Source organism: Acidaminococcus sp. (genome assembly GCA_022482815.1).
Classification (GTDB): domain Bacteria; phylum Bacillota; class Negativicutes; order Acidaminococcales; family Acidaminococcaceae; genus Acidaminococcus.
Genome location: JAKVOM010000001.1, coordinates 866,338 through 883,185 on the forward strand (window position 1 = coordinate 866,338; position 16,848 = coordinate 883,185).

The window sequence follows — 16,848 nt, forward strand, 5'->3', positions numbered from 1 at the left end:
TGAATATCCAATCTGCTATGCCTGCGAGTGTTCTTCGGAATGCCCGCAGGCTTTTTTTATTTTCCTCCGCTCAAAAAGGCAGTTCATCTCCAGTGGAAACTGGAGGTGGATATGTTATGACAGACGAAATCACAAATGTTCAATCTGGATATTTCACGCAGGAGCGGATTCAGGGCGATCTGGACTACCGTAGAGCACAGACAATCGCGAAAAAGATGCTCGATGACGGCCTCATTTCTGTGGCTGAATTCAACAAATTAACCGCCATCAATCGGGAAACTTTCTCTCCCTTGTTCGCGGAAATAATGCCGAAAATCCCTTGATATGTAGTCGCTTTAGAGTGATGTATAGACGTACGGAAAGGAGGGACTTCCCTTGAAAAAAGTCACGAAAATCGCGGAAACAGCGAGCTCGAAGGTCAAACTCAAGAAGATCAGGGTAGCCGCCTACTGCCGCGTCTCTACGGATTCTGATGCCCAGCTTGAGAGCCTTGATGCACAGAAAACCCACTACGGAAATTACATCACATCACGTGATGACTGGGAGTTCGCTGGGCTCTACTACGACGAAGGCATCACCGGCACCAAGAAGGACAAACGTCCGGAGCTCTTACGGCTCATTGATGACTGTAAGGCCGGTAAGGTGGACTTTGTTATCACAAAATCCATCAGCCGCTTCAGCCGGAACACAACGGATTGTTTGGAACTGGTCAGGAAGCTCCAAGCCCTGCACATTCCCATCTATTTTGAAAAGGAAAATATCAACACCGGCTCAATGGAAAGCGAGCTTTTTCTGGCGATCCTCTCCAGTATGGCCGAAGGCGAGTCTGTTTCCATATCAGAAAACAACAAGTGGTCAATCCAGAAACGCTTTGAGAGCGGCACCTATAAAGTCAGCTACCCACCCTACGGCTACGATTGGGATGGCGAGCAGATGGTAATTAATCCGGAGCAGGCGGCTGTGGTAAAAGAAATCTTCGCAGCGCTGCTCTCCGGCAAAGGCACCCACGCCATCGCGGATGACCTGAACCGGCGCGGCATTCCTACCAAGCGAAACGGACGCTGGACAGCCACAACCATTCGTGGGATGCTCTCCAATGAGAAGTATGTCGGCGACTGCCTTTTCCAGAAAACGTACTCGGATTCACGCTTTGTCCGGCACAACAATCACGGCGAGCAGACACAGTACATGGTCAAGGATCATCACGAGGCAATCATCAGCCGGGAGGACTTTGAAGCTGCTCACGCTTTTATTCACCAGCGGGCAACGGAAAAAGGTGTCGTCAAAGGGAGCGACAAATACCAGAATCGCTACACCTTCTCCGGGAAGATCATCTGCGGCGAGTGCGGCGATACCTTTAAGCGCCGGATACACAGCTGCACCGGATACAAATACACCGCATGGTGCTGCAGTACCCACATCAAGGATAAAGATAAATGCCACATGCTTTTTGTAAAAGACGATGATCTGAAGCAGGCTTTCGTCACCATGATGAACAAGCTGGTCTACGCGCACAGGATCATCCTAAAACCATATGTGGACGCATTGAAAAACACTTCGTCTGATGACTCGCTTCGGCGCATTCAGGAAATACAGACCCTACTGGCGCAGAACACAGAAAAGCGCGAGACGCTGACAAAGCTCATGACACAGGGCATCATCGACCCGATCCTTTTTAACAAAGAAACGAACGAGCTGCTTTCTCAGGCAGACAGTTTCCGGGATGAGATCAACGCCTTAAAAAACGCTGTTTCCGGAGATGTAACAAAGGTCACCGCAGCTACAGCGCTTTTGCACTTTACAGAAAAAGGTGGAATACTTCAGGAATTTGATGATGCTCTGTTTAAAGAATATGTGAACCGCATCATTGTGCGCTCCAGAAATGAAGTGTGCTTTGAACTGAAATGCGGTCTGACACTTCGGGAAAGGATGTGAGAACATGGGACATACACCTTACGGCTACAGCATTGAAAACGGCTGCGCCACCATTAACAAGGATGAAGCTGATAAAATACGAAAGCTCTATGAGAATTACATCTCCGGGATGGCACTGGCCAAGGCTGCTGCCGCTGCTGGCATTGAAACCTACCACGGCACGGCAAAGCGCCTGATGGAAAACAGGCACTACCTCGGAGACGATTTTTACCCGGCTATCATCGATCAGGAGACCTTTGATGAAGCTGCTGCCATCCGTCTGGAACGTGCCGGGAAACTCGGCAGGTTGAACAGGAAAAAAAACTCAAAACCTACAGCGTCTCCGACCGGCTTTCGTATGGCAGCGGCAGAGCAACATTATGAAGATCCGAGGCTGCAGGCAGAATACCTCTACAGCCTCATTGAAAGCGAGGTAAGCTAATGGGAAATGTTATGGTGATTCCGGCCAGACGGCAGGTCGGAAATACAGTAAAACAATCAGCTCTGAAAAAGCTCCGTGTTGCAGCCTACTGCCGCGTCAGCACGGATTCAGAAGAACAGGAAACAAGCTACGAGGCTCAGGTCACACACTACACCGAGTACATTCAAAAGAATTCGGAATGGGAGCTGGCGGGCATATTTGCAGACGACGGTATCTCCGGCACCAACACAAAAAAGCGTGACGAATTCAACCGAATGATCGACGAGTGCATGGCCGGTAACATCGACATGGTCATCACCAAATCCATCAGCCGATTTGCCCGAAACACTCTTGACTGCCTCCAATACATCCGGCAGCTGAAAGACAAGAACATACCAGTTTATTTTGAGAAGGAAGCCATCAACACACTGGACGCTAAAGGCGAGGTGCTGATCACGATCATGGCGAGCCTTGCCCAGCAGGAAAGCCAGTCAATGAGCCAGAACATCAAGCTGGGACTTCAATACCGCTACCAGCAAGGTAAGGTTCAGGTTAATCACAATCGCTTCCTCGGATACACAAAGGATGACAACGGGCACCTGATCATTGATCCGGAGCAGGCAGAAATCGTAAAGCGCATCTACCGAGAATACCTTGAAGGCTCCAGCATGGATAAGATCGCCGACGGGCTTATGGCTGATGGCATCCTTACCGGCGCTGGCAAGACAAAATGGCACACCAGCACCATCAACAAGATTCTCCGCAACGAGAAGTACATGGGCGACGCGCTGCTTCAAAAGACCTATACCACAGACTTCTTAACAAAAAAGCGGATCAAGAACAACGGCACCGTCCCTCAATACTACGTCGAGGGCGACCACGAAGCGATCATTCCGAAGGAGCTCTTTATGCAGGTGCAGGCAGAGCTTGTCCGCCGCCGGGTAGTCCACGTCAGCCCGACAGGCAAGAAACGCAGCTTCTCCTGCAATCACTGTTTTGCACAGATGGTTTTCTGCGGAGACTGCGGTGAGCTTTACAGGCGCGTTCACTGGAACAACCACGGCTGCAAATCCATCGTCTGGCGCTGCATCAGCCGTCTGGAACCGACCTCGGCTGAAAAGAACTGCACCAACCGGACGGTGAACGAGCTCCTGCTGCAGGAAATTACGGTCAAGGCCTTCAATCAGCTTCTCACCGAACGCGACGTGTTTCTTAAAACCTTACAGCAGAACATCGCCAAGGCTGTGGTCAACGCTGACACCCTCTCACCGGACGGCATTCAGAGCAGGCTCTTGGAACTGCAAAAGGAGCTCATCAAGAAGGCAAACAATAAACAGGACTACGATGCCATCGCTGATGAGATTTTCCGGCTCCGTGACCAGAAAGAACAATCAGAGCTTGACAGCCACCACCGGGAAGAAGCCATGAACCGGATCAAGGAGCTGCAGGACTTCATCTCCGAGCAGGAAACCGACATAACAGAGTTTGATGAGGCTCTGGTCAAAAAACTCATCGAGAAGATCACCGTCTTCGCCGACCACTTCACCGTGGAATTCAAGCCCAGCATCACAATCGATATCGAAGCGTAAAAAGGCTCCTCGCCACTGAACCCAATCAGTAGTGAGGAGCCTTATCCTTTTTTGCTTACAATAGTTTCTCTACATCCTTTGCCTTCAGCACTTTTCCTGCAGAAACAATTTTGTCATCAATCATAAGAGCGGGCATGCTCATCACCCCATATCCCATGATTTTTTCCATATCGGTGATGTACTCGATTTCAGCATGAATCCCCTTGTTTGCTACCGCCTCTTTTACTGACTTCAAAAGTGCCTCACAACTTTTGCAGCCACCGCCTAAAACCTTAATATTCATTTTACTTATCCTCCTGTTCGAAAAAGTTATAAAAACTCTTTTAATTATAACCGTAAATCACTGTGCTATATACTCTTTCAGCTCTACAATTTTCGTATGGATCTTCCGAATCGTTTCGATAAAAACTTCATCACTTGCTCCCGTTGGATCATCCAAGCCCCAATCAAATCTCTCCCTGCAAGGGAGAAATGGGCATTTAACATTGCATCCCATCGTAATAACAAAATCTACGGGTGGGATATCTGACAGAACCTTGCTGTGCTGCGTTTTTTCCATGTCAATGCCATAGATTTGCTTCATCAGGCGTACTGCATCCTGATTGATCTGAGGTTTTGTTTCTGTTCCGGCAGAGTAGCTCTCAAATACATCAGACGCAAGATATTTTCCTAATGCTTCGGCTATCTGGCTGCGACACGAGTTATGAACACAGATAAATGCTACTTTCGGTTTGTTCATTGAATTTTTCTCCTTACACCAGCAAGTACGCTATGGCATTGAAGCCGTATCCGACAATGATGATACCCACTGTGCAGATGGCTATAAATGTTCCAAGCAGCTTGGGCTTAATCGCTTTCTTCAGCATGATAAGAGACGGAAGGCTGAGCGTGGTAACCGCCATCATAAAGCTGAGAATCGTACCGAGCAATGCTCCCTTTGCCAAAAGTGCCTCGGCAATCGGAATCGTGCCGAAAATGTCTGCGTACATGGGTATGCCGACAAGCGTGGCGAGTATCACACCGAACGGATTATTGTCGCCGAGAACGGTTTCCACCCAGCCTTCGGGAATCCAGTTATGGATCACCGCGCCGATAGCCACGCCGATAAGGATATAAGGGAACACTTTCTTAAAGGTGGATGCAACCTGATCTCTGGAATAGAGCAGCCGATCCTTTACGGTAAGATTTGGAGACTCTATATCCACCTTGCTATTATTATTGCGGATAAAATCAGCAATCTGATCTTCCATGTGAAGGTTTTCTATCAATGTCCCGCCAAGAACCGCAATGACAAGACCCAGCACCACATAGGTCACGGCAATCTTCACGCCAAAGATACTGGTGAGAAGCACAAGACTCCCCAAATCCACCATTGGCGATGAAATGAGAAATGAAAATGTCACCCCAAGCGGAAGCCCTGCGCTCGTAAAGCCCATGAAGATCGGAATGGAGGAACAAGAGCAGAAAGGTGTCACCGTCCCAAGCAGAGCGCCTATTATATTTGCTCCTATTCCATGAAATCTTCCCATGATCTTCCTGCTCCGCTCCGGAGGAAAGAAACTCTGAATGTAAGAAATCAGAAAGATCAACACACAAAGCAATACTGTTATTTTAATTGTGTCATAGATGAGGAACTGTATGCTTCCGCCAATCCGACTATCCGTATCAAGTCCGGCTGTAAGCAGCAGTTTTCCAATTATGGTGTTCAGCCACCTCATCCCAAGGATCTGATCCTGAATAAAAGTCCACATTATGCAAAACTCCCTTTCGTTTTATTTGCTATCCGCACTAGCAGGAGCATGACGGGTACCTCCGTCAGAACGCCTACAGTGGTGGCGAGAGCTGCAGGGCTCGTCGTACCAAATAGTGCGATCGCCACAGCTACCGCAAGTTCAAAGAAATTTGATGCACCGATCATCCCGGCAGGAGCCGCAATATCATACGGTAATTTCAGCAGCTTGCTTGCTCCGTAAGCGATAAAGAAGATCAAAAATGTCTGAATGGTCAGCGGCACCGCAATCAGCACAATATGAAGCGGATTAGACAGAATCACCTCTGCCTGTGAACTGAAAATAATAACCAGCGTCAGCAACAGACCTATTGTTGTGGCATTGTCGAACTTATGGACAAACGTGCTCTCAAAGTAATCCGCACCTCTTTGCTTCGTGACTGTTATCCTCGTGAGGATGCCGCCCACAAGCGGAATCACAACGAACAGAAAAATGCTGACGAACAGAGTGCTGTAGGGAACAACCACATCGGAAACACCTAAAAGGAATTTTACAATCGGAACAAATGCCACCAGAATAATAAGGTCATTGGTGGCCACCTGAACAACCGTATAAGCAGGGTTTCCATTTGTAAGCGTACTCCATACAAACACCATCGCTGTACACGGAGCAGCTCCTAAAAGCACAGCTCCGGCAAGGTACTCCGTTGCCAATCCCGGAGATATGAAGGTCTTGAATACGACACACAAAAACAGGTACGCAATACCGTACATGGTGAACGGCTTGATCAACCAGTTCGTCACCCATGTGACCAGAAGTCCCTTTGGATTCTTTCCAATCTGTTTGACGCTCTGAAAATCTACTTTCATCATCATAGGGTAGATCATGACCCAGATGAGAACAGCGATAGGAATCGAAATTCCGGAAATCTGAAATCGACCGAGCGTATCAGGAATAGCCGGGATAAAATGCCCAATCAGTACTCCAATGGCCATGCAGAGCAGTACCCACACAGAAAGATAACGCTGAAATGTATTTATGCCTTTGCTTTGATTGCTCATGACTTCGCCTCCATTAGTTTTATATATTGAAATGCATCTATGTTTATGGCCTTTATATAGGCAATCCCAAGGGACTGCCTATGTTAATGAAAGATATTGATTATTCCTTTTTCTTGCATCCGCAGGATACGCTCTCGTCCGTTTCGCAGTCACATCTTGCGTAGGAACCGATCATGTCCCGGAACTCCCTGACCCCGTCTGCGGAGATGGAGTAATGCATCCATTTTCCCTCTTTGTAGTAATCTACAAGTCCGCTGTCCGCAAGGATCTTCATGTGATGCGAAAGAGTCGGCTGTGTGATATTCAGTTCCTCCAGCAGATCACATCCGCACTTCTCCCCATGCTGGAGAGCAAGCATGATCGCAAGGCGGTTCTCATCTGTGAGTGCCTTTATTTTTTTGACGTCTTCTCTGAATCCCATGATTTTCACCTCCGAGAGATGTACATATTATATCACACACATTTACAGTTGTCAATGTATGAATATAATATTGTTTCAAAAAACTCCCCGACTCTGATGGCAGTGTGGGAGCCTTTTTTCCGACATCTATCTCACAGCCACAACTACCCAACATCTAACTCGGCAACTCAACATAGTGACATCTATCGTGGCAACTCAACTCTAACACTTTTTGACCCAGATTGCCCTTCGATAAGTTACCGAGAAGCGTTTTGGCTGCCCAATGCCAAATTTGCCCGAGTGTCCGAAAGCCGCAGTATTAGCGGGCTTTCGCGGCTATTTTCCTTCGACCCTTGACATCAAACATACCATCTCAACGTGGGACGTTTTGGAAAACAGGATCATAGATAAGATAAAAAAGCAAGGAAAAACAAGGAAAGGAAATGATCAAGATGGTGAAAAAGAAATGGTTGAAGGCAGCAGCAATCCTGATGGCATGCGGTGCCCTGCTCATGGCAGGCTGCGGCGGAGGCGGCGATAAGAAAGAGGCGTCTTCTTCCGGCGGCAAGAAAATTTCGGGTAACTTGATGGTTTATACTTCCATGTATCCTGATGTCATCAATTCCCGTGTAAAACCGACCGTTCAAAAGGCATTCCCTGATCTTAAGGTGAGCTGGTTCCAGGGCGGCACGGAAAAAATCAAGACCAAGATCGGCGGTGAAATCAAAGCCGATAAAATCAGTGATGATGTGCTGATGGTGGCAGATCCGTCCTACTACATCTATTTGAAAGAAAAAGGACTGCTTCTCAATTACAAGTCTCCGGAAACGAAACATCATATCATGGAAGTGGATAAGGATGGGGCATGGGCTTCTGTCCGCGTCTGCAATATGATTATCGCTTACAACAAAGACAAACTTGCTAAAGAAGATGTTCCGACCAGCTGGGAAGATTTGACGAATCCGAAATATAAAGGCCGTATCGCTATGCCGAACCCTCTGCTTTCCGGTACTGCTTACGTAGCTGTGGGCGCGCTTGCTGATAAATTCGGCTGGGAATATTTTGATCGCCTGAAAGCCAACGGTATCCGCGTGGAAGAAGGCAACAGCGCGATTCAGAACAAGCTGCTGACCGGTGAATACATGGCGGCCATTATTCTGGAAGAAAACGTACTGAAACTGCAGCAGACCAAGAAGGAACCGCTCGAAGTGGTTTATCCGAAGGAAGGCTGCATCCTGATTTCTTCTCCTATCGGTATCTTCAAGACCACGAAGAACCCGGAAGGTGCTAAGGCTCTGGAAGATTGGTGGCTGAGCCAGGATGGTCAGAAAGCCGTAACGTCCGGCTGGATGTACTCCGTACGTGACGACGTCGATAAACCGGCAGGTTCCAAGCATACGCTGAAGGAACTCCTGAAGACGGCTCTCAAGGTCGACTGGGAGAAGCTGACCAAAGAAGAAGCGAAGATCAAGGAAGAATTCCGCACCCGCGTTCTGGATAAGTAAGCGTTTTCGAAATCTTTTTTCTGCAGCATGTTGTATTCGTCACAGGGAGTCGGAGAAAGTGTGCTTTCGCCGGCTCCCTGTTTGTCAGAGTGCCCCGGTTTTATGATGACACCGGGCAGCCTTGTCCGGTGTCACTGCCTGACCTGGGGAACAAAATGTGATAGGAGTAGTGCATAGTGAAGAAGAGTAATTTACCTCGATTAGACAGTAAATTTATTGTCATTGCACTTTCCGTCCTTGTGCTGCTGTATTTTATTGTGCTGCCTTTAGGCGTATTGATTTACGACAGTATTGTTGTGGACGGGAAATTAGATTTCAGCAGTTATCTTGCCGTTTACAGCCAAAGCGTCAATATGAGAGCCTTGACTAACACAGCCAAACTCTCCATTATCGTCATGATTCTCAGTGTTTTGATTACTTTCCCATTGGCGTGGCTGATCGGCAGAACGGACTTGCCGGGACGGCGGTATTTCAGGACCATTCTGGTAGCCAGTTACATGATTCCTCCTTATGTCGGGGCTATTGCCTGGACACAGCTCCTCAATCCCGATGTAGGATACTTGAATGAACTTTTCAAAACAATTTTTTCTCTTTCCGAGGCACCCTTTAACATCTATACCGAAGGCGGGCTGGTTTGGGTTCTGACCTTGTTCTATTCGCCCTTTGCTTTCATTACGATATCCCGTGCCATGGAAAAAATGGATCCGACGCTGGAAGAAGCGGCACGTATTGCCGGGGCTTCGCCGCTCCGCGTATTGTGGGATGTGACTTTGCCGCTGATGGCGCCGAGTGTTCTTGCCGGCGGTCTGCTTGTCTTTATCGGTGCCGGTTCCTGCTTCGGAATTCCGGCCATCGTCGGCATGCCGGGCAACGTGGAAGTGCTGACGACGCGTATCGTTTCCTTCGTCTATATGGGGGACGATACGGGTATCCGCAACGCAACAACGCTGGCTGTTTCCCTGATGATTCTGGCCAACGGTCTGCTCTTTTTCATGACCTGGCTTATGGGACGCAAGGACTATACCACCATTGGAGGTAAAAGTACACGCCCGGTTCTCGTAGAACTCGGCAAATGGAAGGGGCCTGCGACGTTTCTCGTCAGTGCCTATGCTTTTATCGCGGTGGTCCTGCCGCTTGCCTCCATTGTTGCTACGTCCCTGATGGTCAGCATTTCCAAGGGCCTCAGTCTCGACAACTTTGGCTTTGATGCCTGGAAACCGGTACTGGAAAACAGCCAGTATCTGGACTGCATCTGGCGCTCTCTGGGATATGCCTTTACGGCTGCCTGCATTGGTACGGTACTGTCCCTGTTTGTCGCTTATCTTTCGACCAAGACGAAAGTACGCGGCCGTACGCTGCCGGATATCCTTGTTATGGTCGGCGGCAGCACGCCGAGTGTTGTTATTGCTCTCGCCTTGATTATTACTTTCTCCGGCAACTTTGGCCTGAACTTGTATTCGACGATGTGGATCCTCGTCGTTTCTTATCTGGTGAAATACATGACCATGAGCGTCCGGACCATTGCTGCTTCCCTCAGTCAGGTGTCGAGCAGCCTCGAAGAAGCAGGGCTCAATTCCGGCGCCAGCTGGCTGCGGATCTGCAAAGATATCATTATGCCGCTGATTGCACCGTCCATCGTTGCCGGCTGGTTCTTGATTTTTATGCCGTCATTCTACGAACTGACTATGTCCAACCTGCTCTATGGCAGTGATACCCAGACCATTGGCGTCCTGCTGTTTGAACTGCAGACCTATGCGGATACCCAGAATGCTTCCGTTATGTCCGTTATCATCTTGTTGATTGTCATGATCGGCAACTTGATTCTGAACAAGGTATCCAAGGGACATATTGCCATCTAAGAGGAGGGAAAGATCTTGTCTCAAGTTAAACTCGAGCATCTGTATAAACGTTTTGGAGATGTGACTGCTGTCGGCGATTTTAATATTGATGTCGCCGATGGAGAATTTATTTCGTTCCTGGGGCCTTCCGGCTGCGGAAAATCGACAACGCTGCGTATGATTGCCGGTTTTGAACGCCCGACAGAAGGTACCATTACACTGGGGGATACGGTGGTAAGCAGCGCGGAAACCGGTGTCTTCATGCCGCCGGAAAAACGCGATATCGGTATGGTATTCCAGTCCTACGCGGTCTGGCCTCATATGACGGTGGAACAAAATGTCGTGTACCCGCTGAAAATCCAGGGTGTCAGCAAAGAGGAACGCAAAAAACGCGTGGAAGAGGCACTTAAAATGGTGCATCTGGAGCGCTATGGCTCCCGCTATCCTAACCAGCTGTCCGGTGGTCAGCAGCAGCGCGTGGCTCTGGCCAGAGCGCTGATTGCCCGTCCGGGCCTGCTGCTGCTTGACGAACCGCTGTCCAACCTTGATGCCAAACTGCGTGAGAGCATGCGTTTTGAAATCTCTTCCCTGCAGAAGAAGTTAGGTATTACTGTTATTTACGTAACGCACGACCAGTCCGAAGCTATGACCATGAGCGACCGCATTGTCGTTATGAATGCCGGCGTGGTGCAGCAAATCGGCCGCCCCTTTGACGTCTATAACCATCCTATCAATAAGATGGTGGCTGACTTTATCGGCCTCGTTAACTTTATTCCTGCCGATGTCCGCGGTGACCGGGTCTTTGTCAAAGGCACTGAAGTGTCTTTCCCAAATACGAAGAACCTGCCGGAGGGAGATGGCGTTATTGCTGTCCGTCCGGAAAATATTACCCTTTCCAAGACAGGCGGTATGCTGACCGGTACCGTGAACCACCGCTTCTATATGGGTGATTCCGTGGATTACCGCATCCAGGTAGGGGAACATGTCCTGCGTGTCATCACTCACGGCAGCGCTTATCACCAATGGAAAGACGGGGAACAACTCTATCTTGATTTGAGTGATATAATCTTGTTAGGGAATGAAAAGAGTAACTATATTATTACCTGACAGGAGGTTGTTCCATTGAAAAAAGAACTCGCAACGAAAAAGGCTCCTTCCGCTATCGGCCCTTATTCTCAGGGTATTGAAGCCACGGGTACGACGGTGTATGTATCCGGTCAGATTCCTATTGATCCGGCGACGGGTGAATTTGCCGGCAAGGATATCGTAACCCAGACCAAACAGTCCCTGACAAACGTCAAGAACATTCTTGCGGAAGCGGGATGCACCATGGATGATGTGGTCAAGACGACGGTGCTGCTGGCTGACATTAAGGACTTTGGTGCCATGAATGAAGTCTACGGTACCTTCTTTAAGGGAGTATGCCCGGCACGCGCCTGCTTCCAGGTTGCGGCTTTGCCGAAGGGTGCCCTTGTTGAAATCGAGGCTTTTGCTGTTAAGTAAAAAAGAGAATGTGGAGGAATGATGTTCCATTTCTCCACATCTTTTTTTTTGGCTGATTATAGACCGCAGAACATGATCTGCGTCTTTTTAAAAAGACTGCGAAAAAATAAAAAAGCGTCTTGGGCTTTTGGCATATGGCATTTAGCCTCGTCTGCAGCAGTGTGGCAGGGCTTTTGATTCGAATAGAATATGATATAAAACCTGAAATTTAGCAGATAATCTAAATTTCAGGTTTTATTTTTATAAGTTCAAAGAAAAATGCCTTGGTCATTTTTCTTCCTTGGGCGAGATGCGGACGGAGGGCTGCGGAAAGCGTGAAAAAGAGGCTGTGAAATATGTGTGAGCATTATTTCACAGTTCCTTTTCACTGTTTATGATTTGCTTCCTGCAGAGCAGGCTCTGTTTTCAGAAACAGCCATAAGAAAATTTCCCTGTCTAAACATTAGTTACCATAAACTAATCTTAATGCAAAAGCATTTCTTAACAAAATTTGGGAAAATCGGTTAAAAATAGGGAATAATATCTCTAAAATCTACAAAATTCCCTTGTGAATAGGGTAAAAAACCGTTATAATGGCTGAGTAAGAGGATTTAACTAACTAACATTATTAAATATAAGTTAGTTAAAACTACTAAACATAAAAGAGGTGCTGTATATGGAAAGAGAAGATTGGATGCATGTCGGGATGGTTGCTGGCGGTGCTGTACTTGGCCTGGCGGCCCGGCTTCTTTTGAAATCCAAGGTCATGAAGAAAGCAGCCGTATCGACGACGGCTGTGGCTCTGCGTGTTCAAAAATGCGCAGAAAAGGGAGCGGCTTCCCTGGAAGCTCAGGCAGATGATATTGTGGCTCAGGCCAGAGAAGAAAATCGGAAACGGGAAGCGGCGGAAGCCGCTGACGAAAAGGCCAGGGAAGAGGCCTTGAAACCCGTGGAAGACCAGGCCTGAATCCCTGAAACATTCCAAAAAGAAAGGATGGAACAGTCGTGAAATTTCAGATGTTACACGAAGTCCAAGACCGAATTCATATTCGGTGCTTGTCGAGTAAGGGTTCCTTCCTTCGGCACTTTGACGCACGGCAGGGTGCTGTCATCATGGAGAGCCTGGAACAGATCGGAGGGGTTCGTAAGGTCAAGCTGTATAGTGCGGCCGGAGAAATAGCCGTTTCTTTTGATCCTGCTCCATCTCTTTCGGTTCGGACGGCTCTCGTTGATGCACTGGCTCATCTTGATCCCAATGACCGGGCTTTACAAAAAGAGTACAGACATCAGGCGGATGCTCTGATTTTGAATCGGACCTACCGCAGCCGTCTCATTTCTCTCGTTTCCCGGCATTTTGCCTGCAAGTGGTTTCTGCCCTGGCCCATTCGGATGGTTCGTGCGTGGTACCACACTATCGGATTCATTCGCAGCGGAGTTAAAAGTCTCATGGCGGGAAAACTGGATGTCCCTGTCCTCGATGCGACGGCTATTACGGCGGCTATGCTCCAACGTGATCTGGGTACTGCCGGATCCATTATGCTGCTCCTTGGGATTGGTGATCTCCTGGAAGAATGGACACTCAAAAAGTCAGTTTACGATTTGGCTTCCCACATGTCCATCAATGTCGATACGGTTTGGAAAGTTCTTGCTGACGGTACAGAAATGGCAGTGCCCATTACCAGCATCAGCCGCAATGACTGTATCAATGTGAAAATGGGCAGTACGATTCCCTTGGATGGAATCGTGACAGCAGGGGAGGCCTTGGTGAATCAGGCTTCTATGACAGGAGAGTCCCTGCCGATACGGAAGAATTCCGGCAGTCCTGTTTTTGCAGGAACGGTTGTGGAAGAGGGCGAAGTCGAAATCCGTGTGACGGGAGAAGCGGGAGCGACTCGCTTCGACCGGATTGTCAAGATGATCGAGGAATCAGAGGCCTTTAAGTCAAATCTTGAGACGCGGGCCAATAACCTGGCTGACCGCCTTGTGCCATGGTGCCTCGGCGGAACGATCCTTACCTACCTGCTCACAAGAAATGTGACGCGGGCTATGGCAGTTCTTATGGTTGACTTTTCCTGTGCCTTGAAACTTTCCATGCCTCTCGCTGTTCTTTCAGCGATGCGGGAGTGCAGCATGTACAAGATAACGGTCAAGGGCGGCAAATTTCTCGAAGCCGTGGCAGAAGCTGATACGATTGTTTTCGACAAGACCGGTACGCTGACCATCGCCAAGCCTAAAGTAGCTGATATCATCTGTTTTGGCGGATACGACAGGACGACGGTATTGCGCTATGCGGCCTGTCTGGAAGAACATTTTCCTCATTCTGTCGCTAACGCTATAGTCCGTCAGGCCGCTGAGGAAGGAATTACCCACGATGAACTGCACAGTAAAGTGGAGTATATCGTAGCTCACGGAATTGCTTCGCGGGTCGATGATAAACGAATCGTTATTGGCTCTTATCATTTCATCTTTGATGACGAGCACTGCCGCGTTCCCGAAGGGGAGGAAGAACGGTTTGAAAGTCGTCCCCGCTATTATTCCCATGTGTTTATGGCGCTTAATGGTGTCTTGATGGCCATTATCTGTATCGAAGATCCGCTTCGCCCGGAAGCCCGCGACGTGATGCAGGGTCTGCGCCAGGCAGGGTTCCGGAACCTCGTCATGATGACCGGTGACAGCCGCCGGACAGCAGAAACCGTGGCCGGGATGTTGGGGCTCGACCGCTTTTATGCGGAAGTTCTTCCAGAGGAAAAGGCCCGCTTCGTCAAAGAAGCTAAGGCGGAAGGACATCGGGTCGTCATGGTAGGAGACGGCATCAATGATTCACCGGCTCTGTCGGAATCCGATGCCGGGATCGCTATCGCGGAAGGGGCCGATATTGCCCGTGAAATTGCAGATATCACCATCTCTGAACGGGACCTTCATCAGCTCATCGTCCTTAAACAGATCAGTAATCTGCTCATGAAGCGGGTTAACTTTAACTATGATTTTGTCGTCTCTTTCAATACGGCTCTTATTGCTTTGGGCGTGTTTGGCATCCTGCCGCCGGCGGCAACGGCGCTTCTGCATAACGGATCAACCATTGCCATTAGTCTCCATAGCATGACGAATCTTAAGAAAATGGCATAAGGACGAGTTCGAAGCTTTGTTATCATTTTCTTTGGGATGAATAGCGGCAGGCAGTAAGAATATGTTGATGTATACCCTCTCTATTGGGCTCCCCAGTAAAGAGGGTATATTTATGCGTCAGGAGGGACAATACCGGGAGATTCAGAGTTTTGGATATAAAAAAATAAGGATGCCTCTGCAGAACGCAGAAGAGCATCCATACGTTTGTTTATTGAATAGATCTATGCTGTCACATCACTGCCGCGTTGCCCACTGGTTTTTCAGGTGTTTTTCCATCTGCGGCAGTACAATCCACAGTACAATCGTCTTGACGACAATTCCGACGCCGCACTGAAATAGACGCGGCCATAAAAGAATCTGGAATGACGTATGGAAAAGCACGGTAAGCCAGAACGTGTTGAGCAGCAGGCTGATTCCAATTTGGGTGAGAAGAACAGCGATGAGAATATTTTTGCGGGTAACTCCGCGTTTCAGACAAATTCCGTAAAGGGCACCGTCAAGGAACGAAGAAAGAGTGAATCCCGGAAAATAGGGTCCTACGGGGAAAAGCGTCGCCCCGATAAGATCCCCTAAAGCACCCGTCAGCCCGCCGGCCAGAGGCCCTCCTATGAGGGCAGCGGCCGCGACGGGCAGAAAGCTCAGCCCAATCTTGAGATTCCACGTACGAAGGGACAAAAATCGGGCCAGGATGATTTCCATGGCTACGCAAAACCCAATCATGGTAATCCATTGAACAGGGCGCATCCGGTTTTGTCCCTTAGTCTTCATTATTTTTCTCCTTTTTCTTCCCTGGCCTTGGTGGCAAAGCCCAGCAGGTCAGAAATGAGACGGGCTGCAAGATAGCCTGTCGTGCCGCCTACGTCATCAAAAGGCGGTGCCACTTCGGTCATAACGACACCTTTCAGTTCGGTGCTGCTGCCGACAGCTTCCAGAATATCCACGGCTTCGTCGTAGTTGAAACCACCGAACATAGGGGAACCCGTGGCCGGCGCATAGACGGCGTCCATAGCATCAATATCAAAGCAGACTACAACCTGCGGTGCCAGCTTGAATTCTTTCAGGATGGCATCAATGCCCCTGCGGCGGATTTCGCGAACGGAATAGATGCCGTCGCCGTGTTGTTCGGCTTCCGCAAAATCATCCGGACCGCTGCTGCCGATGCCGCGGATACCAAGATGCAGCGTCCGTCCTACGTAAGGCAGTGTAGCTGCGTTGCGCATGGGAGAGCCGTTGAAGAACTTTTGTCCATCCAGCGGCTTGGTCCAGTCAAGATGGGAGTCGATATGTACAATATCAAACTGCCCGATTCCCTCGAGGCCCTGCAGTACAGGAAAGTCTACGGCGCAGTCACCGCCAAGCACAACCGGCAGCGCATGCTGCTTCTGGATAATCCGGACGGCTTCGCGCAGGTTGTTCATCGTGCTCATAAGGTCACCGGGAATATAATCTACATCTCCACAGTCTACCACGTGCCACTTGGCGGCGTCCATATAAAATTTCCGGCGTTCCGAATCATAGGTACCGCCTTTGCGATAGGAAAATCTCGTGGAACCGAGACGGATACCACGGGGACCGAGGCGGCAGCCTGTTCTGCCCTGGATGGCGAGATCAAACGGAGCACCGAGCACGGCAATATCTGCATTGAGATGGTAGATATCGGTGGCAAGATCGCTCTTGGCAAAAGTAGCAATGCCCGTAGGGGCCATATTCAACGGTTTTTGTAAGCTGAAGTTATCCATAGGAATTCTCTCCTTTTATACCAGAAACATTGTGATGAAGATT

Annotated in this window: 17 protein-coding genes; 10 read left to right on the top strand and 7 right to left on the bottom strand. The window is 49.0% G+C overall.

Annotated elements, in window-relative coordinates:
• The first annotated feature begins 116 nt into the window (after positions 1-116).
• From LKE33_03865 to LKE33_03880, 4 genes are read left to right on the top strand one after another with little or no spacing between them, the layout of a single operon-like run.
• Positions 117-323 (top strand): hypothetical protein, encoded by a 207-nt coding sequence (locus LKE33_03865; GenBank protein ID MCH3950062.1) that lies wholly within the window; start codon positions 117-119, stop codon positions 321-323.
• 52 nt (positions 324-375) lie between these two features.
• Complete coding sequence (locus tag LKE33_03870) at positions 376-1,935, top strand: recombinase family protein (protein MCH3950063.1); 1,560 nt, start codon at positions 376-378, stop codon at positions 1,933-1,935.
• Positions 1,936-1,939: 4 nt separating this feature from the next.
• Positions 1,940-2,356, top strand: coding sequence for a recombinase family protein (locus LKE33_03875; GenBank protein MCH3950064.1), 417 nt, complete (start codon positions 1,940-1,942; stop codon positions 2,354-2,356).
• Complete coding sequence (locus tag LKE33_03880) at positions 2,356-3,924, top strand: recombinase family protein (GenBank protein ID MCH3950065.1); 1,569 nt, start codon at positions 2,356-2,358, stop codon at positions 3,922-3,924. The genes LKE33_03875 and LKE33_03880 overlap by 1 nt, the downstream gene beginning before the upstream one ends.
• A 55-nt stretch (positions 3,925-3,979) precedes the next feature.
• Here the strand turns inward: LKE33_03880 and LKE33_03885 are convergent, their stop codons facing one another.
• The 5 genes from LKE33_03885 to LKE33_03905 all read right to left on the bottom strand — a co-directional run bounded on the left by LKE33_03885 (position 3,980) and on the right by LKE33_03905 (position 7,136).
• Complete coding sequence (locus LKE33_03885; protein ID MCH3950066.1) at positions 3,980-4,207, bottom strand: thioredoxin family protein; 228 nt, start codon at positions 4,205-4,207, stop codon at positions 3,980-3,982.
• A 57-nt stretch (positions 4,208-4,264) separates the two neighbouring features.
• Positions 4,265-4,663, bottom strand: a complete 399-nt coding sequence (locus LKE33_03890; GenBank protein ID MCH3950067.1) for an arsenate reductase ArsC — start codon at positions 4,661-4,663, stop codon at positions 4,265-4,267.
• A 13-nt stretch (positions 4,664-4,676) separates the two neighbouring features.
• On the bottom strand, positions 4,677-5,642 hold the full coding sequence (locus LKE33_03895) for a permease (GenBank protein MCH3950068.1): 966 nt from the start codon (positions 5,640-5,642) through the stop codon (positions 4,677-4,679).
• Between the two features lie 32 nt (positions 5,643-5,674).
• Positions 5,675-6,715: an ACR3 family arsenite efflux transporter gene (gene arsB / locus LKE33_03900; GenBank protein ID MCH3950069.1), complete on the bottom strand. Its 1,041-nt coding sequence runs from the start codon at positions 6,713-6,715 to the stop codon at positions 5,675-5,677.
• Between the two features lie 100 nt (positions 6,716-6,815).
• Positions 6,816-7,136: a metalloregulator ArsR/SmtB family transcription factor gene (locus LKE33_03905; protein MCH3950070.1), complete on the bottom strand. Its 321-nt coding sequence runs from the start codon at positions 7,134-7,136 to the stop codon at positions 6,816-6,818.
• A 422-nt stretch (positions 7,137-7,558) separates the two neighbouring features.
• On the opposite strand from LKE33_03905, the gene LKE33_03910 reads away from it, so the two are divergent.
• The 6 genes from LKE33_03910 (at position 7,559) to LKE33_03935 (ending at position 15,066) form a co-directional block, all read left to right on the top strand.
• The gene (locus LKE33_03910) at positions 7,559-8,620 is read left to right on the top strand and encodes an ABC transporter substrate-binding protein (protein ID MCH3950071.1); all 1,062 of its coding nucleotides are present in this window, start codon (positions 7,559-7,561) and stop codon (positions 8,618-8,620) included.
• Positions 8,621-8,796: 176 nt separating this feature from the next.
• Positions 8,797-10,479, top strand: coding sequence for an iron ABC transporter permease (locus tag LKE33_03915; protein ID MCH3950072.1), 1,683 nt, complete (start codon positions 8,797-8,799; stop codon positions 10,477-10,479).
• Between the two features lie 15 nt (positions 10,480-10,494).
• The gene (locus LKE33_03920) at positions 10,495-11,565 is read left to right on the top strand and encodes an ABC transporter ATP-binding protein (GenBank protein ID MCH3950073.1); all 1,071 of its coding nucleotides are present in this window, start codon (positions 10,495-10,497) and stop codon (positions 11,563-11,565) included.
• Positions 11,566-11,580: 15 nt separating this feature from the next.
• The gene (locus LKE33_03925; protein ID MCH3950074.1) at positions 11,581-11,961 is read left to right on the top strand and encodes a RidA family protein; all 381 of its coding nucleotides are present in this window, start codon (positions 11,581-11,583) and stop codon (positions 11,959-11,961) included.
• A 655-nt stretch (positions 11,962-12,616) separates the two neighbouring features.
• On the top strand, positions 12,617-12,907 hold the full coding sequence (locus LKE33_03930) for a DUF1490 family protein (GenBank protein MCH3950075.1): 291 nt from the start codon (positions 12,617-12,619) through the stop codon (positions 12,905-12,907).
• A gap of 38 nt (positions 12,908-12,945) precedes the next feature.
• Positions 12,946-15,066 carry a heavy metal translocating P-type ATPase gene (locus LKE33_03935; GenBank protein ID MCH3950076.1) on the top strand — a complete coding sequence of 707 codons (2,121 nt, stop codon included), beginning with the start codon at positions 12,946-12,948 and terminating at the stop codon, positions 15,064-15,066.
• 234 nt (positions 15,067-15,300) lie between these two features.
• Here the strand turns inward: LKE33_03935 and LKE33_03940 are convergent, their stop codons facing one another.
• Positions 15,301-15,834 carry a folate family ECF transporter S component gene (locus LKE33_03940; GenBank protein MCH3950077.1) on the bottom strand — a complete coding sequence of 178 codons (534 nt, stop codon included), beginning with the start codon at positions 15,832-15,834 and terminating at the stop codon, positions 15,301-15,303.
• Positions 15,834-16,805, bottom strand: a complete 972-nt coding sequence (locus LKE33_03945) for an arginase family protein (GenBank protein MCH3950078.1) — start codon at positions 16,803-16,805, stop codon at positions 15,834-15,836. Before LKE33_03945 ends, LKE33_03940 begins: the two co-directional genes overlap by 1 nt.
• Between the last annotated feature and the right edge of the window lie 43 nt (positions 16,806-16,848).